The sequence below is a fragment of the Vibrio splendidus genome (genome assembly GCF_003345295.1).
GTDB lineage: Bacteria > Pseudomonadota > Gammaproteobacteria > Enterobacterales > Vibrionaceae > Vibrio > Vibrio splendidus_K.
The window spans coordinates 158,763-181,782 of record NZ_CP031056.1 but is presented as its reverse complement, the minus strand read 5'-3'; the positions used below and the strand labels follow the sequence as shown (position 1 = coordinate 181,782).

The following is a 23,020-nucleotide window of genomic DNA, read 5'->3' as shown; positions in this document are numbered from 1 at the left end:
AAGTTCAAAGATAGCTTCCCTAAACGTTAAATTTTAAAGGCCGCTCTGCAATTTAGTATTAAGCTAGACTAAGCAGAGCGGCCTTTTCGTTGCAAGTCGAGCTAAGGTGACTAAGAGTAGAAAAGTGCTCTACAACGTCAACTAGGCGCTATTACAGATAAATGAAGGATCTATAAGTACCCTTGCACGATGTCATCGAGCTGACCATCGTCTTTCATTTGGTCGAGACGTTGGTTGATGAAGCTTTGCAGCTTAGGATCCATCTCAGGGTCAAACGCCAAATGGATAGGGTAGTTATTGATCACTGAACCAAACTCTTGCATCTGGTAATCATCAATACTTAACTTCTGCTCGTTTAGGTTGTATTTGATTCTCGATTCCATTTCAACAAAAACGGTATCACCAGGCGTTCGGTTTAATACACGAAAAGCCGCGCTGTAATTTTTAACTCGAATTTCGTTAAGCTTACCTTGTTTGATGTAAGGCTCTAGATTTGGATATTCGAATCCCACCAGCAAGACCACCGCTTTTCCGTTTAAATCGTCGATAGTATTGAACTCAAATGGTTCCTTGCCACTGCTGAGTAACACGTGTTTTACATTGTAAATTGGATCTTTAGACAGGTTTACAGATTGGATATTTCCCCAACTAGGACTGCCGTAGGTTACCCAGTTTGGATTCTCTCTCGCGTCGAGCTTGTCAATCATGCGGTTGAAAGGGTAGGTGTGGTAATCGATCTCGTATTGGCTGTCATCAAATACGGCCTCAACAATATCCGAAACCATTCCTCTGTGAGATGACCCGTCAGTTTCGATCTGAAAAGGTTGCGCTTGGCTCGCAATAATGTAGTAGTGAACAGGTTCGCTTGCAAAAGCATAACTGCTTGAAAACAAACTGACTATGGATGCAAATATAAGATGTTTTTTCATAACCTTCCCTAGTTATTTGATGAATGACTACTATTATACTAGTTGAGTAATTGTAGTTTGCTAGGATAACAATAATGGTAATTTGTGTATGGTGACAAAAGGAAAACGCTATATTGGACTCTCCCGACAGTTGATCGGGACTATAATAGCAATCAGCACCTTATTCACAGTTATAGTGACAGGTCTGGGGTTGTATGTGGAGTACCAAAGTCGAGTTTCTTTTATCAGTTCTCAGATCGAACAGGTTAAGGCTGGCTATCTTTCGGGTTTAACGTCCAGTTTGTGGGTTGAAGATCGAGAGCAACTGTTTGTGCAAGCCGAAGGTATCTCCCGCCTACCCTCGGTTAGTTACCTTCTTATCGAAAGTCCCGATGAAAAAATTCTAGAATTAGGTCAAAAGACCTCAGGTCAGTCTTATTCCCAGTCTTGGGAAATGGTGCACCAGATGGGGGGGACAGATTTCCCATTAGCGACGCTCACGGTGCAATCTGATTTGAGCATGATCCTCAACGACTTTGAAGAACGAGTTCTACTATTGCTCGCCTTCGAAGCCGTCAAAATCTTCTTATTGTCTCTGGTTTGTTTAACGATCGTCTATCGTCTCGTGGTGAAACGCTTAATGACTATGTCTTCCCAGATCAACCAGCAACAGGTCGAAGACAACAAACCACGCTTCATAACGCCAACCGATTCTACTTACAGAGACGAGATCTCGACACTAGAGAGTAGCTATAACCAGTCGGTTGAACGTATTCGTCAACAATACCAAGAACTGGAAAAAGCCAAAGATGTCGCTGAGGTTGCCAACCGCAACAAAAGTGAATTTCTTGCCAACATGAGCCACGAGATCCGCACCCCGATGAATGGGATTATCGGACTGTCGTCTCTACTCTCTGAAATGGATATGCCGAAAGAGCAAAAAGAGTATGTCGATATGCTCAATACCTCTTCGCTTACTTTACTCGACTTAATCAACGACATTCTCGACTACTCGAAGATAGAAGCGGGTCGTCTAGAACTGCAACAAGAACCAATGAAGATGATGGGTATTGCTGCCGATGTTGAATCGACGTTTAGAGTTAAAGCCGAGCAGAAAGGGCTCAGATTCCAACTAGCGATTGATCCTAAGATCCCAACCATGGTGATTGGCGATGGCACCCAGCTAAGACAAGTGCTGAATAATCTGGTCGGCAACGCCATCAAATTTACTGAGCATGGTCATGTCACACTCTCACTTCGCTTGGAAGAAGTCATAGAGCCAGAACAAAAGCTCAGAGTGAAATTTGAGGTGACTGACAGTGGTATCGGTATTGCAGAAGACAAGCAACAATCGGTGTTCGATAAGTTTCAACAAGCCGACGGCAGCACCACCCGTATTTACGGAGGCACCGGGCTTGGTCTGACGATATGCGATAAGATCGTGACCTTAATGGGCAGCAAGCTTGAGCTAACCAGTGTCGTAGGCAAGGGGAGTACATTTTACTTTACCGCTGACTTTGACCCGAGCCTGGACGTTGACGAAAGCAATATCGATTTTAATAAAGTCTCGGTGCTTCTGGTTGATGATAGTCAGCTGAATATGCGTATTACCTCAACACAGCTTCAATCATTCGGCGTTAAGTCAGAGTGTTGTGAAACCGCCACCCAAGCGTTAGAGCTTGTTTCGGAGTCTGTGGCGAAGTCATCGCCTTATGATCTGGTGCTGATTGATAAAGTGATGCCGTCTATTGATGGATTCCAGTTAGCAAGAAGCTTGATTGAGCGTTTTGACAAAGCGTGTCCTAAGCTGGTGATGATCTCTGCAGACCCACGAAAACAAGATGAAGCGCGCGCTAAACAAGTGGGTTTTGTTGCTTACATAGCTCGTCCATATCAAGATAACCAACTTAAATGGACGTTGAGTGAAGTTCTCGCGAGAGCAGCGGATACCTCAAACTTTACTTATCCAAATAGAGGTGAGGTCGCGTTCAAAGACAATGAACCAGTACCATTAACCAAACCAACGGGGTCTGTTGAAGCTACACCAACGGCTTCTGTCACAACCACACAAACAGACAAACAAGCTCCAATCAAAGAAGATCCAAAACCAATGGCAGCTTCGTTTAGTGGCAAAGTATTGGTCGTTGAAGACTCGCGAGTGAACCAACAAGTCGCCAAGATGATGCTCAAGAAGCTTGGGTTTGAGGTTGATATTGCCGATAACGGGGAAATTGGTGTCGAGAAATTCCAGGCCAACGAATACGAGATGATTTTTATGGATTGCCAGATGCCGGTTCTTGATGGCTTCGAAGCCACTAAACAGATCCGAGCGTTAGAAGAGGGCTCTTCACAACATATTCCAATCGTCGCACTCACGGCCAACGTCGTGCAACGAGACAAGCATTTGTGCTTCGATGTAGGCATGGATGAGTTTTTACCAAAACCGGTTAATCAAGGGAAACTGAGAGAGATCGTTGCCAGTTTTTTATCTAAAGAAACCGATTCGACCAAAGAAGAAGATGAGCAAAAGATTGTTTAGGTTAAATGCCTTTGAAGACTGAGTATTGGGTTAAAAGGTAATAAAAAGGTGGTCGAATAGACCACCTTTTTTGATTCAGAGTGCATGAAACTAGTCTCTGTCGATGGCAAACGGAGACCATGCTTGGCGAGTCGGCATCACTTCAACGCGGTTGATGTTGATGTGATCAGGCAACGTTGCGATATAAAACATCTGCTCGGCGATATCTTCTGCTGACAATGGCGTGGTGCCTTGGTAAAGATTGTCTGAAGCCGTTTGGTTGCCTTTGGTTCTTACTAGAGTAAATTCCGTTTCTGCGATGCCAGGGGAGAGGTCAGTCACTCGTACCCCTGTGCCTTGTAGGTCGCAACGTAGGTTGTAACTAAACTGTTTTACAAACGCTTTGCTTGCGCCATACACATGGCTTCCTGGATACGGCCATTGCCCAGCAATTGAGCCTACGTTGATGATTGAGCTGCCCGCACCGCTTTCAATTAACTTCGGAAGTAGAGCATGCGTGACATTGACTAATCCAGTGACATTCGTGTCGATCATAGTGTGCCAATCTTTTAAATCCACATCAGGTGCGCCTTCCGGTGCCAAGGCTAAGCCTGCATTGTTAACCAACGCTGTAATCGATGAAAACTCAGCGGGTAGCGAATCAACTGCTTTTTTTACGGCGTCTGCGTCTCGAACGTCGAGTTGAATCACATGTACAGGCACCGTCAATTCTTCCTTTAAGTCGAGCAACCTTTCGATACGACGACCCGACAATACGAGCGACCAATTGTCTTCTGCAAAGCGTTTTGCCGCTGCTTTACCAAATCCGGATGTCGCCCCTGTAATGAACGCTATCTTATCCATAAGTAAATCCTTCTAATTTGAAATTAACATAAGTAGTGCCATGCCGATAAGGATCGGCGCGGTCGTTGTTTTTGCAGGCAAGTTAGGTACTGAGATATACAGTTTCTGCCCTAATAAATTGCCAATCACAGCCGCCGGAAGTAACCATAAGCCTGTGGTAAACGTGTCTTGGTTGAATGTACCTATCCAAATAAATCCGCTTAATGAAACTGCAGAACTCAACAAGAAAAACACAATGGCGGTCGCTCTCTGCTCTTTGGCTTCAATAGTGAGATTCATTAAATACGTTACTAATGGAGGCCCGCCAGAAGAGGCGGTGGTCATACTGAAACCGGATATAGCTCCTGCCCAAAATGCGTGCCGCTGGTGTAACCATGTCAGGCGAAAATCCAAAATAATCAGTGCACCAGCGACCGAAGACATCATCGCGATAAAGGCCTTCAAGCCTGATTCCGATATCGTGCTAATGAAATACAGCGAGAAAGGCACCGTAACCAACATACCAATACACAGCGGCGCAATAAGCCGGATATTGATGGTGGTTTTATTTCGCTTGAGCAGCGGAAAGGTACTTAAAAAGTCCAATAGGATAGCGATAGTTACTGCTTGCAATGATGGAACGATAAAGCTGAGAGATAGTGCTGCGATAATCGCAAACCCAAACCCTGAATAGCCTCGAACTACTCCTGCAAACAGAATCAATATCATCGCCAATCCTATTTCCACTCTTGCTCACCTCTTTGCTTTTGATATTGCTGCTGCGTTAATTAGCGTCCGATGAGACTTGTCTCGTCTGCCTTTCAATCTATTCACACCTAAGAATTTTGAATAGAGCCAGATCGACGATTGGATTGGGTCAGGCTGTTGGTTGGATCGGAGACGAGGTTTGAGCTGATTCACTGGCCCAAGATTTTGTTGAAACTGACACTATGAGTTGGGCCCTGTTTGGGACGAAGATTATTCCATCCGATAGCGCAGCCTTTTCAATCTCGTATTTCGCGCTTTGATAGACGAGAAAGATTGAAGCGAGAGGGTTGTGAATCTAGTTTTGTTTATGGAGACGATGAAATGGAAGTATCAACAGAACAGCTTGTAAACCAAGATATTATCGACCTCGACAAGAGCGTATTTCATTCTTGGTCGATTCAAGAAGCGGCAGAACCTATCGCTATCGCTGGTGGGCAAGGATGCAAAATGTGGGACTACGAAGGTAAGGAGTACCTTGATTTTAGTAGCCAACTGGTTAACACCAACATTGGTCATCAGCATCCACAAGTGATTAAAGCCATTAAAGATCAGGCTGATTCATTGGTGACCGTTGCCCCTGCGACAGCAAATCTCACTCGTGGTTTGGCCGCTAAACGTATTTTGTCTAAAGCACCAAGCAAGTTTAAGAAGGTGTTCTTTACCAACGCAGGCGCAGATGCCAACGAAAATGCAATTCGTATGGCAAGACAGTTCACAGGACGCGATAAGGTGCTTTCTGCTTATCGCTCTTACCACGGAAATACCGGTACAGCGATTGCGGCGACGGGCGATTTTCGCCGTATTCCAAACGAGTATAGCCGTGGGCACGTTCACTTCTTCAATCCATTTCTCTATCGAAGCGAATTCAACGCGGCGACTGAGGCAGAAGAGAGTGAGCGTGCCCTACAGCATTTAGAGCGAGTGATTGAATGCGAAGGACCAACAGCGATTGCGGCGATTATTCTAGAGACGATTCCGGGAACGGCGGGATTCCTCATTCCGCCAAAAGATTACCTTATTGGTGTGCGTGAGCTTGCAACTAAATACGGCATTCAATTGATCTTTGATGAAGTTATGGTCGGTTTTGGTCGAACGGGTAAGTGGTTTGCGTTTGAACACTTTAATGTCGTGCCGGATCTCATTACTTTCGCGAAAGGGGTTAACTCGGGTTATGTTCCAGCTGGTGGTGTGGTGGTCAGCGAACCGATCGTTGAGTACTTTAAGTCGAACTTCTTTATGGGTGGCTTAACGTATTCTGGTCACCCTCTAGCGATGGCTTCGATCGTTGCAACGCTCGATGTGATGGATCAAGAGGGCATTGTTACGCATGCTGATAATATCGGAAATAGCGTTCTTGGGCCGCTTCTGCTTAGCCTTCAAGAGCTGCATCCTATGATTGGTGATGTGCGCGGTAAAGGGATGTTCTGGGCGGTTGAATTGGTCGAAGATCGAGAAAGTAAAACGCCATTGAGCAATGAGAAAATGGGTCAATTGAAAGCGGAGCTAACGAAACGAGGCCTGCTAACCTTTATTGTTAATAATCGTATTCATGTAACTCCTCCTTTGGTTATCCAACCAAGCGAGATAAAGAAAGGCGTTAAGATCATTGATGACGTTTTGTGTGAGCTTGCATCTTAATTCTTCAACCAGATAACCAATAAAGAAACCAAGGCACTTTGATAAGGACTCCCCATTCTTGTTTAAGCGTCTGGCTTTTAGATTGTTATGTCGGTCTTAAAAAGAGCATCAATTGATGCTCTTTTTTACGTCATTCTCTTTTTAATTCATGCTCATGGAGAGCGGCTCATGGAGAGCGTCGGTAAAACAGCCCTAAGTGATGCTAAATCTTCATTACCTCAGACAGCTCTTTGATGCCGGGAGCGATCAGATCTTTATCGATGGCGTGAAACCCTAATCGGAAATAAGAGTTGGGATCATATTCTGACAATGATTCATAACCCGATACCGTTTCGGTATTAGTCATAAAGTGTGAATACCCGGTTTCAATCAGTATCCCTTTCTGTGCGGCTCGTGAAGCCAGTCGCTGGCTATTAATGTGGCTCGGTGTTTGTAGCCATAATGAGTTGGCTTGCTCGCTTTGTGCGAGTCGTTTGCAATCAGGTAAATACTTTAAGACGGCATCATTGAGCAGCTTCCAACGCTGACGCGTGTTTTCTCTGAAGCGCCTCACAAAGCTGTCGTAATAGCCTTGTTCAATAAAATGTGCGACTTCCATTTGAATACGACTTGGTGCATGTCGATACATTAACCGGCGCAAGATTCTTAAGTCATAAATCAGCTCTTCGGGTGCCACGATGTAGCCTAATCTCAAGCCGGGTGCCAATAGTTTGGAAAAGCTGCTGACGTAAATGACTCGGCCATCTTTATCATTGGCTTTAAGTGCCGGTTTTGGATTCCACTCAACGTTGCACTCGGCATCGTAGTCATCTTCGATAATGATGGCATCATTGGCCTTTGCCATCTCAAGCAACTGAGTTCGACGTTCGTCACTCATGGTAACCCCAGTTGGCGCTTGATGGCTCGGAGTGACGTAGAAGTGGTCACACAGCGATGAGTGCTCATTGAGCTTTAACCCTTGTTCATCTACTTGATGAGGGTGTAACTGCGCACCTGAGAGATTAAAAATATGGTTTGCTTCTTTATAGCCGGGGTTTTCGACGCCGACTCGGCTTTGAGCATTCATCAGTAAAGTCGAAAGCAGATAGAGCGCATTCTGCGAGCCCATTGTAATTAGGATTTCATCACTTTGAGCGTGGATGCCTCGTTGTGGTAGCACCCGTGTGCGTATTTGTTCCACCAGCATATCGACGTCTTTATCAACTTTGTCACACAGCCAGCGGTGGTCATGAGGATCTGAGGTCACTTTTCTTGTCGCTTCTCGCCATTGAGCCAATGGAAAGTCATTGATTGAAGGCTGGCCAAAAATAAATGGGTATTGATAGCAACTCCAGTGCGACGGTTTGACTATTCGTGGGTATTGACTTAATTGCAGCTTCACTCGTTTGCTCCAATCCGGTGCATTGTTGCTGTCTGTTGATTCAAAATGATCCAAGCTAGAGTCAATTTCATCGCTCGGATTTTGATACTTTTCTGATAAGTAATAACCACTGCGAGGTTTACTTATCAGGTAGCCATCGTCGAGCAAACTGTCGTACACCAAGGACACAGTATTGCGTGAAACACCTAATTGGCTAGAGAGCTTACGACAAGATGGGAGCGCTTGTTCAGCCGGAAAAATACCATTCAATATCGCCGTCACCAAATAGCTACGTACTTGTTCTTGCAGGCTTCTTTTGGAATCAAACTCGATGAAACAATTGTGATTTATCGCCATGAGATACAGTCCTTATTCTCAGTGAACTTCAGTCCAATTTGTATAAAAGAGCAAGAAATGAGCCAGAGTTCATATCAATTCTCAACGGTAATTTTTTTACTCTGTCTCGAACCCGAAAGTTGATCTGTCTTTTATATGAAAATGGCTCTGTCCCAACTTGAAAATTAAATTGGCTCTACGTCTTAGATGCATTCCGTTCATAAAGTAAAGGCAGGCAAATAATCTCGATAAGGAAAGCACATGAGACAGGGAATGACGATGAAGGCATGGGTTTCAACGGCGGCAGCAACCGTTGTGCTGGGTTGTTTTGGTGTTGCACAAGCATCAGAACTTTCAGCCATTGAAAAGCAAGGCTTTATGAAAGTGGCGACAGAAGATAACTACTCACCATTCAACTACATTGACCGAGGCAAGCCTGCGGGGATCAATAAAGATTTGCTTGATGAGCTGCGTGAATATTCAAAGTTCGATATTGAACAAGAGATCTTACCTTGGACAGGGTTGCTCGCCTCAGTATCTGCGGGTCAATACGATGTGGCGCTAACGGGCGCTATCGTGACAGACGCTCGATTGAAGGTGTTTGATTTTACGCCGCCTATTGCCTCAGCACAGCATTATTTCTTAACCAGAGCGGATGCTGACGACATCAATACGGTGTCGGATCTAGACGGCAAAACGGTGGGATTACAAGCGGGTAGTGCTTTGTTAGAGCGACTGCCAGAGCTCGAAGAAATGCTCGAAGCACAAGGTAAATCTTTAGGTAAGGTCGTTCAGTACCAATCGTACCCAGAAGCGTATTCAGATTTAGCTATTGGTCGAATCGACTACGTCATCAACAGTGTGGTCTCGGTTAATGAGGTGGTGAAATCTAAGTCTAACGTCTTTAAAAAAGGTGAGGCGGTATCTGGCCCTGGTTTCGTAAGCTGGCCTGTTCCAAAAGAGAGCCCTGAGCTATTGGCTTACCTCACTGAGTTTTTCATTCACCTAGAGCAAACAGGAAAAATGGCAGAGTTGCAGAAGAAGTGGTTCGGTGAATCGTTCGAGCATCTTCCTTCGGAAGCCATCACTTCAGTCGAGCAGTATCACAAGCTAACAGCGGTCCAGTAGATCAGTAAGCACGCGCTGGCACAAACAGTTAACCGCTGTTTGTGCCGATGACAAAAGGGCTAGAGCGATTTTACCCATTTGTCATTCGCGCAAAAGCCTATTGTAAGAAGTCGCTTTTTAAAGAGGTCGTTTATGGATTATTACGCTTGGGAACAGTTGCTACAGGGCGCGTGGGCTACAGCATGGATATCGGCAGTCTCGATTGTATTGGGTGTGGTTATTGGGCTAGCGATTGCCTTAATTCGAATGATGAAAATCCCGTTTGTCGATCAAATGTTGGGCATCTATGTCAGTTGGGCACGAGCAACACCTCTGGTGACTTTGGCTCTATTTATCTTTCTTTCGTTTCCCTCATTTGGCATCAATTTAGACAAACACGTTTCTGCCATTTTAGCGCTCACACTCAACACCTCAGCATTTAATGCGGAAATTTGGCGCAATGCCTTTCTCAACTTTTCAAAAGGGCAAATGGAAGCAGCCGAGGCTATTGGCATGAGGCGGCTGACTTATTTTCGCCGAATCATGTTCCCACAAATGGTGATCATGAGCCTACCTGCACTGGTCAATGAGATGTCGTTCTTAATCAAAGGCAGCCCTGCCATCGCGGTGATTGGTATTGTTGATTTAACCCGAGTAACGAATCGAATTTCAGCTGTGACCTATGAGCCTTTGGGACCCATTTTGTGTGCCGGTGTCTTGTACATGTTGATCATTGGGGTATTGGTGAAATTGCAATCTGTGGCTGAGAACAGAGCCAACTATCTTCAGCCGTAATCAGTCGCAGCAGTAATCAGTTTCCGTTGTCATTGTTTGAATCATTCATCGTCTGAAGCGGTAAAGGTTGAGTCGCTATCACTACTTAATCCGTGAGTACTGCTTGATCTGAGACTACTGCTTGTTCAATGACGACTATTTGGTCAGAAACACGATTTATCTGCGTATTGAAGTGTTGTCTCGTAGGTAAATTTAAGGAGTAAATATGGAAGAATGGAATATTATCTGGCAACAAAAAGAGCTGTTTGCTTCTGGTTTTGTGACCACGTTTTATCTTTTTGTCTCGTCTTCAATCTTGAGTTTCGTCATAGGTATTGGTTTGTTGTACTGTCTCGAAAACTCGAGACTCGGTGTTAAGTACACCATCAACAGTTTGATCGGCATGATGCGTACTTTACCGTTTCTGATCTTAGCCTACCTGCTCTATTACGGTTTGCCTCAGGTTGGTATTCGATTGGACGCAGTGACAGCGGGAATCATAGCGCTCAGTCTCTATCATGGTACGTATTTCTGTGAGATTTTCCGCGGTGTGCGTAAAGGGTTAGAGCCTGGTTACATCGAAGCAGCGCACGCTTATGGCTTTTCTAAGCTGAAAACCTTCACCCGAGTCATCACGCCCAACGTGTTATTTAAGTCGGTTCCTCTGATCACTAACCAACTCATCATCTGCTTAAAAGACACCGCATTTCTCAGCATTATTACGGTCGCTGAAATTACCGCGGCAGCTAACAGTATTCAATCCACATATTTTATCCCATTGAATGCGTTCATCATTGCTATCGCGCTCTACTGGGCTGTGAGTATTGCACTCGAAACCATCACCAAACGAATCCAAACCAAAGTTGAACTTAGAGGACTAAGCCATGCTTAAACCATCGAAAATTATTGAAACGGAAGCTCCTATTAGCCCTTCTATGGGAGTGAGTTTGGAAGTGATTGAGTGTGAGCCAAAACCGGAAGCACTAGAGACGATTATCAGCATTGAAAACTTGTCCAAACAGTTTGACGGAATTGAGGTGCTACGAGACATCAACCTGACCATTAACAAAGGCGATGTGGTGAGTATTCTTGGTTCATCGGGTTCAGGTAAGTCGACACTATTGCGCTGCATGAATTGGTTAGAACAACCTGAACGCGGCACGATTTTTATGGGTGATGAACGAATTGGGATCAACTCAGAAACGGGTAAGCCACTAAAATATAAAGAGCTTGCGAAACTCAGAGAGCGCCTTGGCATGGTATTTCAAAGCTTCAACTTATGGCCGCATCTAACCGTGTTGCAAAACGTTATGGAAGCGCTGGTACAAGTGAAAAAGATAGCAAAATCTGACGCAGAGGAGATGGCTCGTAAGCAACTTGATAAGGTTGGCATGTCTCACAAGCTAGAGAGTTATCCAAGTATGTTATCGGGTGGACAAAAGCAACGTGTCGCGATTGCTAGGGCGCTCGCGATGGAGCCGGATGTGTTGCTGTTTGATGAGCCAACCTCCGCGCTCGACCCTGAATTGGTAGAAGAGGTGTTACTGGTAATGAAGAAGCTATCGCAAGAGGGCTACACCATGGTGGTGGTGACACATGAAATGGAGTTTGCGCGTCAGGTGTCGGATCAAGTGGTATTTCTTGAGAAAGGCATACTGATAGAGCAATCTAACCCAGAGAAGTTTTTCACTAACCCAGACTCAGCAAGGGTAAGACAGTTCCTTAAGCTCGATTCATGAGCTAGATGGCTTGCACAACTTCAAGGTTCGACAGTTAAAAACTCCGACAGAACCAGTCGGAGTTTTTGTATGTGCTCGTTTTTTTCTTCCTAAGCCTAAACCTAGGCAAATAGTCATGTGACGCTAACCAATGCTATCAATATGAATCACTACAGAATCGGGTCGCCAGTACTCCAATTCGCAATCCATCAACTCGCCGTCTTGTTTGTAGTTCACTCGGCAGATCTTCAATACTGGCTGCCCTTCTGCCAAATTCAACGCTTTGGCGACATGCGCAGGGGCAGAGGTTGGAATCACATCAAAGCGCGAGCGTTGGGTCTCGTAGCCATACTTTTCTCGGTAGATACCTGTCAGTGACATGGTGAGGTTTTCCGACAGCACACCCTCAAACAAGGGGGCTTTTAGGATGTTTTCAACAAATAGTACCGCTCTGCCATCAATAAAGCGCAGGCGCTCTATCACGTGTATTGGTGTTATTTGTTCTATCTCTAGTGCTTTGGCGTAATTGCCCGCTGCCATTTCTGTGCGAGTACCTAGTAATTGAGTTTCTGCAATACGATGTTGCTCGCGAATCATTTGATGAAAGTGAGAACGCGACAATGGGTTATAGCGAATTCGTTCGGGTGACACATACCAGCCACGGCGCTCTTCTCGGTATATCAAACCTTCGGTTTCCAGAGACACCAACGCATCTTTGAGCGTGATTCGTGTGGTGGAAAACAGTTCGCTGAGGTTTCTTTCTGATGGCAACTTTTGCCCCTCGGTGAAGATACCTGATTGAAGTTGTTCTCTAATGCTCGCCTTAATTCTTCCTAGTTGTGTCCCTGATTGCCCGGTACCCAATGTTCTCATTGCTGATCTAGTCCATAAGTTCGTGTACTTAATAAGGTAAACCATGGAGTTAACAGGAATGTGACAGTAAACAATGGCTTATTGTCATATGAGTGAAATATAACTGCCACGTAAATGCACTCGAACTGTCAAATAACTTGCGGCAAACCGTCACATTCCGGCTATAGCATACAAAACGAACTTACTGACCTAGTCCAGAAGGATAGAGACAATGAAAACTTTGCTTAGCCGTTCAACTGTATCGCCAGCCAAACTTATGGGTTCATCTACAAAGCTAATAGGTGCAACATTAATAACGGCAACACTTTCAATGCCAGCGATGGCGAAAGATGCTGATCTTGAGTCACTGATTGAAGCCGCTCAAAAAGAAGGTGCGGTTTACAGTGTGGGTATGCCAGACAGTTGGGCAAACTGGAAAGGCACATGGGCTGACCTGAAAGCAAACTACGGTTTGAAGCATCAGGATACTGACATGAGCTCGGCTCAAGAGATCTCGAAATTTGAAGCAGAGAAGAAAAACGCAACCGCTGATATTGGTGATGTGGGTTTTGCATTTGCACGTGTGGCAGTGAAGAAAAACGTCACTCAGCCATACAAACCAACCACTTGGAATGACATTCCAGACTGGGCAAAGGATAAAGATGGTCACTGGGCTCTGGCTTACACCGGTACTATCTCGTTCATCTCAAACAATAACCTTGTTGAAGATGCGCCGAAAACTTGGAGCGACCTACTAGAAGGTGACTACAAAGTAACAGTCGGCGATGTCGGTGTAGCAGCGCAAGCAAACAACGCGATTCTAGCGGCTGCGTTTGCTAACGGTGGTGACGAGTCAAATCTAAAGCCGGCGATTAAATTCTTTGGCGAGCTAGCGAAGCAAGGCCGTCTGTCTTACACAGACCCAAGCATCGCGAACCTTGAAAAAGGTGAAGTGGAAGTGGCAATCATGTGGGACTTCAACGCACTGAACTACCGCGACAAGATCGACCGTGAGCGCTTTACAGTCAGCATTCCACAAGATGGCTCAGTGATTTCTGGTTACACCACCATCATTAACAAATACGCACAAAACCCAAACGCGGCGAAGTTGGCTCGTGAATACATCTTCAGCGACCAAGGCCAAATCAACCTAGCAGAAGGTTACGCACGCCCAATCCGCAGCAACATTACGCTACCTCAATCAGTACAAGACAAGCTGATCTCAAACGATGAATACAGCAATGTTCACCCAGTGACTGACTTCTCAGCATGGGAAAAATCAGCACGTCGCCTGCCACGTCAATGGCAAGAAAGCGTATTGATTCACCAGCAATAACTCCGCTTAACACGCCACCTTCAGTAGGTGGCTTTTAGAAACAAGCAATAGAGAATAGACCATGAGCAATAAGGTTATCCTTGTTGTTCTAGATGGATTGAACTATCAGGTAGCCCGTGATTGCATGGGCTACCTGAACGGTCTTCTAGAACTAAGCGATTTGCAGACAAAACAGGGCGATTCGCAAAGCAACCAAGGCGATTTGCACAATAAACAGAGCAACTTGCAAAACATGAGCACGCAAAAAAACAAGCTGCGTGCCACGCTTTACCCTGTGCAGTGTGAGCTGCCGTCAATGTCCCGTCCATTGTATGAGTGCATCCTGACCGGTGTTCGCCCTGTCGAGAGTGGCATCGTCAACAATCAAATTGTGCGTTTGTCGAATCACGAGTCGGTATTTAGCTTGGCGAAGTCGCAGAACAAAGTGACGGCAGCTGCGGCTTACCATTGGGTGAGCGAGTTATATAACCGAGCGCCATTTGATGCAGTACGCGACCGTTTCACAAACGATGAAACCATGAACATCCAACACGGTTGTTTCTACCACTGGGACCACTACCCAGATGAAGCCTTGTTCTTGGATGCAGAGCATCTGCGCGTCACTCATCAGCCGGACTTCTTGTTGATTCACCCAATGAACATTGACGACATAGGGCACAAGCACGGGCTGGATTCTCGCCAATACCGTAACAGTGCTCGTGGCGCGGATATCTACCTGTCGAATTACCTTGAGAAGTGGGTAGATGATGGTTATCAGGTGATCATTACCAGTGACCATGGCATGAACAATGACTTGTCTCACGGTGGTATTCTGCCTGAGGAACGTGAAGTGCCTTTCTTTGTGATTGGCGATAAGTTCACACACCAAGAATGTTCAGTGAAACAGACCGACATCTGCGGCAGCGTGTGTCAGTTACTCAACCTTGAACACGATAAATCTTACACTCAGGAATTGTTGGCCCTATGAGCAGTTCTGTAATCATGCAGAGCGATGGCGCTGCGCTTAAACCCAAAACCAAATCTTTGTTTCAACGCTTCAAGCCCGCCTTGTGGCTTGCGCCTTTCGCACTGTTTTTCTACCTGTTCCAACTGGCTCCTATGGTTTGGGTGCTGATTAATAGCTTCTTCTATGACGACGAGCTCTCTCTCGAAAACTACGCCGAAGTCTTCGATTCTGCTTTCATGATGCAGGCCTTCGGCAACAGTTTGTGGCTGTCGATTTGGTCGAGCATTGTTGGCTTGGCGATTGCGACTCTGCTCGTTTCTTCACTGCGCCGTGTTGATTCTAAAATCCGCGATGCGGTGATTGCCTTCACTAACATGAGTAGCAACTTCTCAGGTGTGCCTCTGTCGTTTGCTTTCATCATCATCCTTGGCACAAACGGTGCAATCACCTTGCTGCTAAAGCAGTACGGGCTATTGGGCGATTTTGACTTGTATGGCAAGTGGGGCTTGCTGGCGATTTACATCTACTTCCAGATCCCATTGGCGGTTCTATTACTCTATCCAGCGTTCGATGCACTGAGTGACGACTGGCAAGCAGCCTCAGCACTGCTTGGTGCGAAAACTTGGCAATACTGGACCAAAATTGCGCTGCCTGTGTTATCTCCGGCTTTGTTTGGCACCTTTATCATCTTGATTGCCAATGCGATTGGCGCGTATGCGAGTGTGTATGCGTTAACCTCGGGCAACTACAATGTGATTACGATTCGTATCGCGAGCTTGGTATCGGGCGACTTGTTCTTAGAGCCTAACCTAGCCGCAGCAATTTCCGTAATTCTGATGGCGATGTTGGCCTTTATTACCGTGATTAACCAATGGCTGATCAGCAAAAGCTACGCAGGGAAGAGAAAGTAATGAACACCGTCAATACTCGCTTTCACAAAACGGTTGTCTATTCGATTGTCGGCATCATGATGATTCCGATCTTAGCGACCTTTATCTACTCGATCTCTTCACGTTGGGGCGCAACGATCCTGCCGGATGGCTTCACGTTAGATTGGTACATCAACCTGCTGACGGATCCTCGCTTCTTACAAGCCTTTGGTCGTTCACTGTTTATCTGTGTGGTGGCGTTGTCACTGAGTGTGGTGTTGGTTCTACCTGCGATTTTCGTGGTGTTTTACTATTTCCCGAAGCTCGACAAGGTAATGAATATCCTGATCTTACTGCCGTTCGCGGTGCCGTCTGTGGTGTCATCGGTTGGTTTACTTCAATTGTATGCAGACAGCGAAATCTCACTGATAGGCACGCCGTGGATTTTGATTGGCACCTATTTCACCATCGCGCTGCCATTCATGTATCGCGCGATTGCCAACAGCTTTGAAGCGATTAACTTGCATGACTTGATGGACGCAGCACACCTATTAGGTGCAAGCACCACCAAGGCATTCTTGTTGATTATTCTGCCAAACCTTAAGAAAGGCTTAATGGCGTCACTGTTCTTGTCGTTCTCGTTCCTATTGGGCGAATTCGTGTTCGCCAACATTTTGGTAGGAACACGCTATGAGACACTGCAAATTTACCTATACAACATGCGTCAAACCAGTGGTCACTTCACGTCAGCCCTTGTGATGACTTACTTCCTGTTTATTTTCTTACTGACTTGGTTGGCAAGTCGTTTCAGCCAGGGAACCAAATAATGAGTTATGTAAATGCGAAAAACCTCACCAAGCGCTTTGGTGACAATACGGTTTTTGAGGACATTGAATTTTCCATCGAAAAGGGTGAATTCATCACGCTTCTTGGCCCAAGTGGTTGTGGTAAATCGACTTTGCTACGCAGCTTGGCGGGCTTAAATCCTGTTGATGGTGGCGAGATCTGGGTCAACGGCGAAGAGATTACTCACCAAGTGCCGCAACAGCGTGGCATCGGCATGGTGTTTCAATCTTATGCGCTATTCCCGAACATGACGGTTGAAGGCAACATTGCGTTTGGCCTCAAGATGAAAAAGCTTGCTGCCGATGAAATTAAACGCGAAGTCGCGAAAGTCATTGGGCTGGTGGACTTAACGGGCAAAGAGAAGTTTTACCCGCATCAGCTATCAGGCGGTCAGCGTCAGCGTGTCGCTTTGGCAAGAGCCTTGGTGGTGAAGCCGCGTATCCTATTGCTTGATGAGCCGCTTTCGGCGCTGGATGCGAAGATTCGAAAGCACCTACGTCAGCAGATCCGAGATATTCAAAAAGAGATGAATCTGACCACGATCTTCGTGACTCATGATCAGGAAGAAGCGATGATCATGTCTGACCGTATCTTCTTGATGAACAAAGGCGAGATCGTGCAAGCCGGTACACCTGAAGAGATCTACACTCAACCTGCCAATGAGTTCGTGGCAGGGTTCATGGGGCACTACAATTTGGTGCAAGCGAACAAGGCTAAACAGCTGTTCAACATTGAAACGGAGTGGAAAGTGGCGATTCGACCTGAATCTATCTACGTTAAAGAGCAAGGTCGACAGTATGGCGAGCATATCTCTGCGCCGAAAACTGGCACCATTCGTAACCACCAGCTCTTGGGTAACGTTATTCGATACCAAGTGGACGTTGATGAGTGTGAATTAACGGTCGACCTGCTTAACCGTTCTTCTGAACGACTGTTGGCAAATGGCAGCCAACTTGAACTCCTGTTTAACCTTAACGAAATTCAACCTGTGAGAGCCTAAGATGTTCAAACCTTTGTATGTATTTGATATGGACGAAACGCTGATCAATGCTGATGCAGCGATGCTCTGGAATGAGTTCTTGGTTGAAAAGGGCATTGCCACTGCGCCCAACTTTATTGAAGAAGATAAGCGCTTAATGGGCCTGTATTCGGAAGGCAAACTGAACATGGAAGATTACCTCACGTTTTCCATGCAGCCTTTAGCCGATATGCCAACAGAGCAAGTCACAGCATTGGTCGAAGAGTGTGTTGAGCACTATATTTTGCCTAAACAGTTCAAGCAGTCGAAACCTTTGATTGAGCAGCTAGAGAATGATGACATCGACATGTTGATCATCTCGGCTAGCGTGACTTTCCTAGTAGAAGCGGTCGGTCGCAAGATTGGTATCGAGAACGCACTCGGTATCGATTTGGTCGAAAACCAAGGCCGTTTCACGTCTCAGATCTCAGGCGTACCAAGCTACCGAGAAGGTAAAGTAACGCGTTTGAAAGAGTGGTTAGACAATCAAGAAACCAACTACTCAGACATTCACTTTTATACGGATTCAATCAACGACTTACCTTTGTGTGAACACGCTGATTTTGCCTATCTGGTGAATCCGTGTCCGCGTTTAAAAGCAATAGCCGATCAACCGAATTGGTCGATTCTCGACTGGGATTAATGCGAATCTTATATTCGAATTAGCTTCGTTCTAGAACTCATCAAGCCGCTGACACAGCGGCTTTTTTACGTCATCAGTCTAATGTTCGATTTATTACCTTAGCTGGCAAAAGTACGTCTGTAACAATTCGATAACATCCATTCCTCTGCTGTAAATCAAACCACCACTCTTCAATCCCTTGATAGCACTCACTTTCTTGTTTTAGCAATTCGCGTGTAACAAATATTTTACAAATTGACGGGGTTTAAGCGTTATTGCCCATTTCCTTCCATCCATTCCAATCTGTCGGCTTGTGGGCCAAATTTAATTAAGGACAAAAAACACACAACATCTAATCACGTAATAGAAAGTACGTAATAAAAAACCACGTAATACAAACCAATAGGTACAAGGAGAAAGTTCATGGTGGATACATACAACCCGCTTGGCACGGATGGATTCGAGTTTGTTGAATACACGGCCGTTGACCACAAGGGAATTGAGCAACTTAAAGCGTTGTTTGTGTCACTTGGTTTCGCTGAGGTCGCCAAGCACCGCTCAAAAGAGGCTTGGCTGTATCGACAAGGTGACATCAACTTTATCGTCAATGAACAGCCACACAGCCAAGCGGAAGCGTTCGCCAAGGTACATGGTCCATCGGTATGTGGCATGGCTTTTCGTGTCAACGAGGCAACGGCTGCAATGGAGCAAGCTTTCAAGGGCGGTGGTGAAGAGTACAAAACAGAAATAGGGCCGATGGAGCTGAGCATTCCGGCTATTTACGGCATCGGTGAGAGCCTGCTCTATTTTGTGGATCGTTATGGCAAGCAGAGCATCTATGACGTCGATTTCCGATTCTATGACGATGCGGAAGAGCGTATGGCCGAAGCCAATGTTGGTTTGTTCGAAATCGACCACCTCACGCACAACGTTAAACAAGGCAACATGGACGTGTGGTCTGGGTTCTATGAGCGTCTTGGCAACTTCCGCGAGATTCGCTACTTCGACATCGAAGGCAAGCTGACAGGCCTTGTGAGCAGAGCCATGACCTCACCGTGTGGCAAAATCCGCATCCCTATCAATGAGTCTTCCGACGACAAATCACAAATCGAAGAGTTCATTCGTGAATACAACGGCGAAGGTATTCAACACATCGCGCTCGCTACGGATGACATCTACAAAACCGTGAAGACTCTGCGTGATCGCGGCATGGACTTTATGCCAACCCCAGATACCTACTATGAGAAAGTTGACGATCGTGTAAAAGGCCACGGTGAAGACACTGATCTGTTGCGTGACCTACGCGTTCTGATTGATGGAGCACCGACCAAAGATGGCATCTTGCTGCAAATTTTCACGCAGACAGTAATCGGGCCTGTGTTCTTTGAAATCATTCAGCGTAAAGGCAACGAAGGCTTTGGCGAAGGTAACTTCAAGGCGCTGTTTGAATCGATTGAAGAGGACCAGATTCGTCGAGGAGTATTAGACGATGCATAAATGGATCTCGTTTCCTCATCGGGAGGGGGTGTGCTCTAAACAAGCGCACGCCGACTTCCCCGAAGAGGCAATTTATGAGCGAGAAGCGGGTCGGAGTGGTTTCTTCGGCCCTGCTGCTCACTTTCATCACCAACATGCCCCAACAGGTTGGTCGGAGTGGGAGGGCGATTTACGTCCTCGCGCTTTTGATTTTACGCTGGTGGAAAAAGCCAGCCAGATAACGCCTTGGGCTGTGCCTCATCTTTTGCACAATGCGGACTGCAAAATTCGTGTGTGGCGAATGGATGAGAAGATGGATTTCTTGGTGCGTAATTCCGACGGTGATGAGCTGTTGTTCATTCATCAAGGCAGTGCTGATCTCTATTGCGACTATGGCCATTTAGAAGTGAGTGAAGGGGATTACGTGATGATCCCGCGCTCAACCAACTGGCGTTTAGAGCCAAGCGAGCCGATGTTCATCTTGATGATTGAGAATACAGATGCGGCTTACTCCCTGCCAGAGAAAGGCATGGTCGGCAATCACGCGGTGTTTGATCCTGCTGTGCTCGACATCCCTTCGATCAATGATCAATTCCGCGCTCAGTATTCAGAAAACCAAACTCAGGTGCAGGTAAAACGCCACGACAAAGTCAGTGTGATCACTTATCCGTTCAATCCATTGGATGCAATTGGCTGGCATGGCGACTTAGCAGTGGTGAAAGTGAATTGGCGCGATATCAGACCGCTGATGTCGCATCGCTACCACTTGCCACCCTCAGCGCACACGACGTTTGTTGGCGCAGGATTTGTGGTGTGTACCTTTGTGCCACGTCCGATTGAGAGCGATCCTGGGGCGTTGAAAGTGCCGTTCTACCACAACAACGATGATTACGATGAAGTGCTGTTCTATCACGCTGGTGACTTCTTCAGTCGCGACAATATTGAAGCGGGCATGGTGACTTTTCACCCTGCGGGTTTTACGCATGGGCCTCACCCAAAAGCCTTTAAGGCTGGGCAAGCGTATAAGAAAAAGTTCACCGATGAAGTGGCTGTGATGATTGATACTCGCCACGCGCTGCAGTTTTCTGACGAACTCGATAGCGTTGAAAACAAAGAGTATGTCTACAGTTGGCAAGAGAAGTAAGGGGCAACAAGGATGAAATTAGCAACCAAGAAAAATGGTACTCGCGATGGGCTGTTGATGGTCGTGAGTAAAGATCTCAAACAGTGTGTGCCAGCGACTGATATTTTCCACGCGATGCATCTGGCGCCTACCATGCAGGTAGCCTTGGATAACTGGGACAGCGTTGTTTCTCAGTTGGAAGAGTTATACACCTCGCTCAATAACGGACATGTGACAGGCAGTGAAGTGTTTGCATCTCAGTATTGTGAATCACCTCTGCCACGCGCATATCAATGGGCTGATGGCAGTGCTTATGTAAACCACGTTGAACTGGTGCGTAAGGCTCGTGGTGCTGAAATGCCAGAAAGCTTCTGGGTCGATCCATTAATGTATCAAGGCGGCTCAGATGCCTTTATCGGCCCTCGTGACAACATCGAATTTGCCAGCGATGAGTGGGGTATAGATTTCGAAGGAGAAGTCGCGATTGTGACCGGTGACGTCCCTATGGGCGCAAGTGCTAAACAGGCGCACGAGTCGATTCGTTTACTGATGTTGGTGAACGACGTGTCACTGCGTGGCTTGATTCCCGCTGAGCTTGTGAAGGGCTTTGGCTTCTTCCAGTCTAAACCGTCTTCGGCGTTTTCTCCGGTTGCCGTCACACCCGATGAACTTGGTGAACAGTGGAAAGGCAGTAAGGTACATTTACCATTAATATCGACCTACAACGACCAACCTTTTGGTTGTCCGAATGCGGGCGTGGATATGACCTTCAATTTTGCAGAGTTGGTCGTGCATGCCGCGAAGACTCGCCCACTGTCGGCAGGCGCGATTATCGGTTCAGGCACGGTTTCTAATAAGCAAGGCACTGACCACGGCACTTCAATTGCCGAAGGCGGTGTAGGTTATTCCTGCATTGCCGAAGTGCGAATGATTGAGACGATTCGTGATGGTAAACCGTCGACTCAATTCATGTCGTTTGGTGACTCGATTAAGCTTGAGATGTTTGATGCAGCGGGTGACTCCATTTTTGGTGCGATTGACCAAAAAGTGAGCCAGTATCGAGCGCTATAATCCACGTAATAGGATTTCTGTATGAGCGAGAGCATCGTGAACAAGAACATTATACTTTACGGTTACTGGCGCTCGTCCGCAGCCTATCGAGTGCGTATTGGATTAAACCTGAAGCAACTCAACTACGAGTCTAAATCGGTGCATTTGGTGCGTAATGGCGGCGAGCAGCATGCTCCACAATATCGCGATCTCAATGCCAGTGAATTAGTGCCGGTGCTGGTGGATGGTGACGTTCAACTCAATCAGTCGCTGACGATTTTGCAATACTTGGACGAAAACTATTTGTGTGAGAGCAGCCCAGACAACTTGTTGATTCCAGAGCAAACACCATTGCGCTATCAAGCACTGGCGATGGCTCAGGATATTGCGATGGAAATTCATCCTCTGAACAACCTGCGCGTGTTGCAGTATTTGGAGAGAGAATTATCTTGCGAACAAGAGATGAAAATGGATTGGCTTCACTATTGGATGAGCCAAGGTTTCCGTGCACTAGAAGAGAAGTTAGCGAAGCACAGAAAAACACATGGAGATTCAGTTTATAGCCTCACCGATTCACCATGCATTGTCGATATCTGCATAGTGCCGCAGGTGTATAACGCGTTGCGCTTTGGCGTTGATATGTTGCCGTATCCGCTGATTAACTCGATTGTCGAAGCGTGTAACCAATTACCCGCGTTTATCGAGGCAATGCCGGAGAACCAAGCGGATGCGAATGCACCGATGTGAACGTATTGAATTGTTTTCAATGAACTGGAAACGTTATTTGGATTAAGTCACGTTATAATTAATATTTGGTATATTTCAAATGTCATGTATTCATTCTTTTCAGGTTTAATTAGCTAACCGTATGAATATTTATCTAAATTAGCCATTGAAATGGCACTAACAAAA

21 protein-coding genes and 1 pseudogene are annotated in these 23,020 nt (G+C 46.1%); 16 read left to right on the top strand and 6 right to left on the bottom strand.

Annotation, left to right across the window (positions count from 1 at the left end; translation table 11 throughout):
* Positions 1-170 precede the first annotated feature (170 nt).
* Positions 171-929, bottom strand: coding sequence for a substrate-binding periplasmic protein (locus DUN60_RS16795; protein ID WP_114634434.1), 759 nt, complete (start codon positions 927-929; stop codon positions 171-173).
* A gap of 88 nt (positions 930-1,017) precedes the next feature.
* Here DUN60_RS16795 and DUN60_RS16790 point away from each other — a divergent pair, with 88 nt between their 5' ends.
* Positions 1,018-3,447: a response regulator gene (locus tag DUN60_RS16790; protein ID WP_114634433.1), complete on the top strand. Its 2,430-nt coding sequence runs from the start codon at positions 1,018-1,020 to the stop codon at positions 3,445-3,447.
* Positions 3,448-3,537: 90 nt separating this feature from the next.
* Here DUN60_RS16790 and DUN60_RS16785 read toward each other — a convergent pair whose 3' ends face one another.
* Together DUN60_RS16785 and DUN60_RS16780 are read right to left on the bottom strand one after the other, a co-directional pair.
* The gene (locus DUN60_RS16785; RefSeq protein WP_114634432.1) at positions 3,538-4,290 is read right to left on the bottom strand and encodes an SDR family NAD(P)-dependent oxidoreductase; all 753 of its coding nucleotides are present in this window, start codon (positions 4,288-4,290) and stop codon (positions 3,538-3,540) included.
* A 12-nt stretch (positions 4,291-4,302) separates the two neighbouring features.
* On the bottom strand, positions 4,303-4,998 hold the full coding sequence (locus tag DUN60_RS16780) for a sulfite exporter TauE/SafE family protein (protein WP_114634431.1): 696 nt from the start codon (positions 4,996-4,998) through the stop codon (positions 4,303-4,305).
* A 360-nt stretch (positions 4,999-5,358) separates the two neighbouring features.
* Between DUN60_RS16780 and DUN60_RS16775 the strand changes: the two genes are divergently transcribed.
* Positions 5,359-6,675 carry an aspartate aminotransferase family protein gene (locus tag DUN60_RS16775; RefSeq protein ID WP_114634430.1) on the top strand — a complete coding sequence of 439 codons (1,317 nt, stop codon included), beginning with the start codon at positions 5,359-5,361 and terminating at the stop codon, positions 6,673-6,675.
* Between the two features lie 202 nt (positions 6,676-6,877).
* On the opposite strand, the gene pdxR is transcribed toward DUN60_RS16775, so the two are convergent.
* A complete protein-coding gene (gene pdxR, locus DUN60_RS16770; protein WP_016767933.1) occupies positions 6,878-8,392 on the bottom strand; it encodes a MocR-like pyridoxine biosynthesis transcription factor PdxR in 1,515 nt (504 codons plus the stop codon).
* Between the two features lie 240 nt (positions 8,393-8,632).
* On the opposite strand from pdxR, the gene DUN60_RS16765 reads away from it, so the two are divergent.
* The 4 genes from DUN60_RS16765 to DUN60_RS16750 all read left to right on the top strand — a co-directional run bounded on the left by DUN60_RS16765 (position 8,633) and on the right by DUN60_RS16750 (position 11,991).
* Positions 8,633-9,499 (top strand): transporter substrate-binding domain-containing protein, encoded by an 867-nt coding sequence (locus DUN60_RS16765; RefSeq protein ID WP_032544965.1) that lies wholly within the window; start codon positions 8,633-8,635, stop codon positions 9,497-9,499.
* A 132-nt stretch (positions 9,500-9,631) separates the two neighbouring features.
* Positions 9,632-10,273 (top strand): amino acid ABC transporter permease, encoded by a 642-nt coding sequence (locus DUN60_RS16760; protein ID WP_114634429.1) that lies wholly within the window; start codon positions 9,632-9,634, stop codon positions 10,271-10,273.
* 205 nt (positions 10,274-10,478) lie between these two features.
* Positions 10,479-11,144 (top strand): amino acid ABC transporter permease, encoded by a 666-nt coding sequence (locus DUN60_RS16755; RefSeq protein ID WP_016767936.1) that lies wholly within the window; start codon positions 10,479-10,481, stop codon positions 11,142-11,144.
* 43 nt (positions 11,145-11,187) lie between these two features.
* The gene (locus tag DUN60_RS16750; protein ID WP_422641394.1) at positions 11,188-11,991 is read left to right on the top strand and encodes an amino acid ABC transporter ATP-binding protein; all 804 of its coding nucleotides are present in this window, start codon (positions 11,188-11,190) and stop codon (positions 11,989-11,991) included.
* Between the two features lie 123 nt (positions 11,992-12,114).
* Here DUN60_RS16750 and DUN60_RS16745 read toward each other — a convergent pair whose 3' ends face one another.
* The gene (locus DUN60_RS16745; protein ID WP_114634427.1) at positions 12,115-12,843 is read right to left on the bottom strand and encodes a UTRA domain-containing protein; all 729 of its coding nucleotides are present in this window, start codon (positions 12,841-12,843) and stop codon (positions 12,115-12,117) included.
* Between the two features lie 211 nt (positions 12,844-13,054).
* Here DUN60_RS16745 and DUN60_RS16740 point away from each other — a divergent pair, with 211 nt between their 5' ends.
* From DUN60_RS16740 to DUN60_RS16715, 6 genes are all read left to right on the top strand, one after another.
* Entirely contained in the window at positions 13,055-14,158 is a 1,104-nt protein-coding gene (locus tag DUN60_RS16740) for an ABC transporter substrate-binding protein (protein WP_114634426.1), read from the top strand.
* Between the two features lie 61 nt (positions 14,159-14,219).
* Positions 14,220-15,125, top strand: coding sequence for an alkaline phosphatase family protein (locus DUN60_RS16735; protein WP_114634425.1), 906 nt, complete (start codon positions 14,220-14,222; stop codon positions 15,123-15,125).
* Positions 15,122-16,015: an ABC transporter permease gene (locus DUN60_RS16730; RefSeq protein WP_114634424.1), complete on the top strand. Its 894-nt coding sequence runs from the start codon at positions 15,122-15,124 to the stop codon at positions 16,013-16,015. The genes DUN60_RS16735 and DUN60_RS16730 overlap by 4 nt, the downstream gene beginning before the upstream one ends.
* Entirely contained in the window at positions 16,015-16,800 is a 786-nt protein-coding gene (locus tag DUN60_RS16725) for an ABC transporter permease (RefSeq protein ID WP_114634423.1), read from the top strand. Before DUN60_RS16730 ends, DUN60_RS16725 begins: the two co-directional genes overlap by 1 nt.
* Entirely contained in the window at positions 16,800-17,819 is a 1,020-nt protein-coding gene (locus DUN60_RS16720) for an ABC transporter ATP-binding protein (protein ID WP_004732593.1), read from the top strand. Before DUN60_RS16725 ends, DUN60_RS16720 begins: the two co-directional genes overlap by 1 nt.
* A 1-nt stretch (position 17,820) precedes the next feature.
* On the top strand, positions 17,821-18,480 hold the full coding sequence (locus DUN60_RS16715; RefSeq protein ID WP_114634422.1) for an HAD family hydrolase: 660 nt from the start codon (positions 17,821-17,823) through the stop codon (positions 18,478-18,480).
* A gap of 93 nt (positions 18,481-18,573) precedes the next feature.
* On the opposite strand, the pseudogene DUN60_RS24765 reads toward DUN60_RS16715, so the two are convergent.
* Positions 18,574-18,756: pseudogene (locus DUN60_RS24765) on the bottom strand (hypothetical protein).
* Between the two features lie 126 nt (positions 18,757-18,882).
* On the opposite strand from DUN60_RS24765, the gene hppD reads away from it, so the two are divergent.
* From hppD to maiA, 4 genes are read left to right on the top strand one after another with little or no spacing between them, the layout of a single operon-like run.
* Positions 18,883-19,956, top strand: coding sequence for a 4-hydroxyphenylpyruvate dioxygenase (hppD, locus tag DUN60_RS16705; RefSeq protein WP_114634421.1), 1,074 nt, complete (start codon positions 18,883-18,885; stop codon positions 19,954-19,956).
* Entirely contained in the window at positions 19,949-21,079 is a 1,131-nt protein-coding gene (locus DUN60_RS16700) for a homogentisate 1,2-dioxygenase (protein WP_114634420.1), read from the top strand. The genes hppD and DUN60_RS16700 overlap by 8 nt, the downstream gene beginning before the upstream one ends.
* Positions 21,080-21,091: 12 nt before the next feature.
* The gene (locus DUN60_RS16695) at positions 21,092-22,129 is read left to right on the top strand and encodes a fumarylacetoacetate hydrolase family protein (RefSeq protein WP_114634419.1); all 1,038 of its coding nucleotides are present in this window, start codon (positions 21,092-21,094) and stop codon (positions 22,127-22,129) included.
* Between the two features lie 21 nt (positions 22,130-22,150).
* Entirely contained in the window at positions 22,151-22,855 is a 705-nt protein-coding gene (gene maiA, locus DUN60_RS16690) for a maleylacetoacetate isomerase (protein WP_114634418.1), read from the top strand.
* Positions 22,856-23,020: the final 165 nt, after the last annotated feature.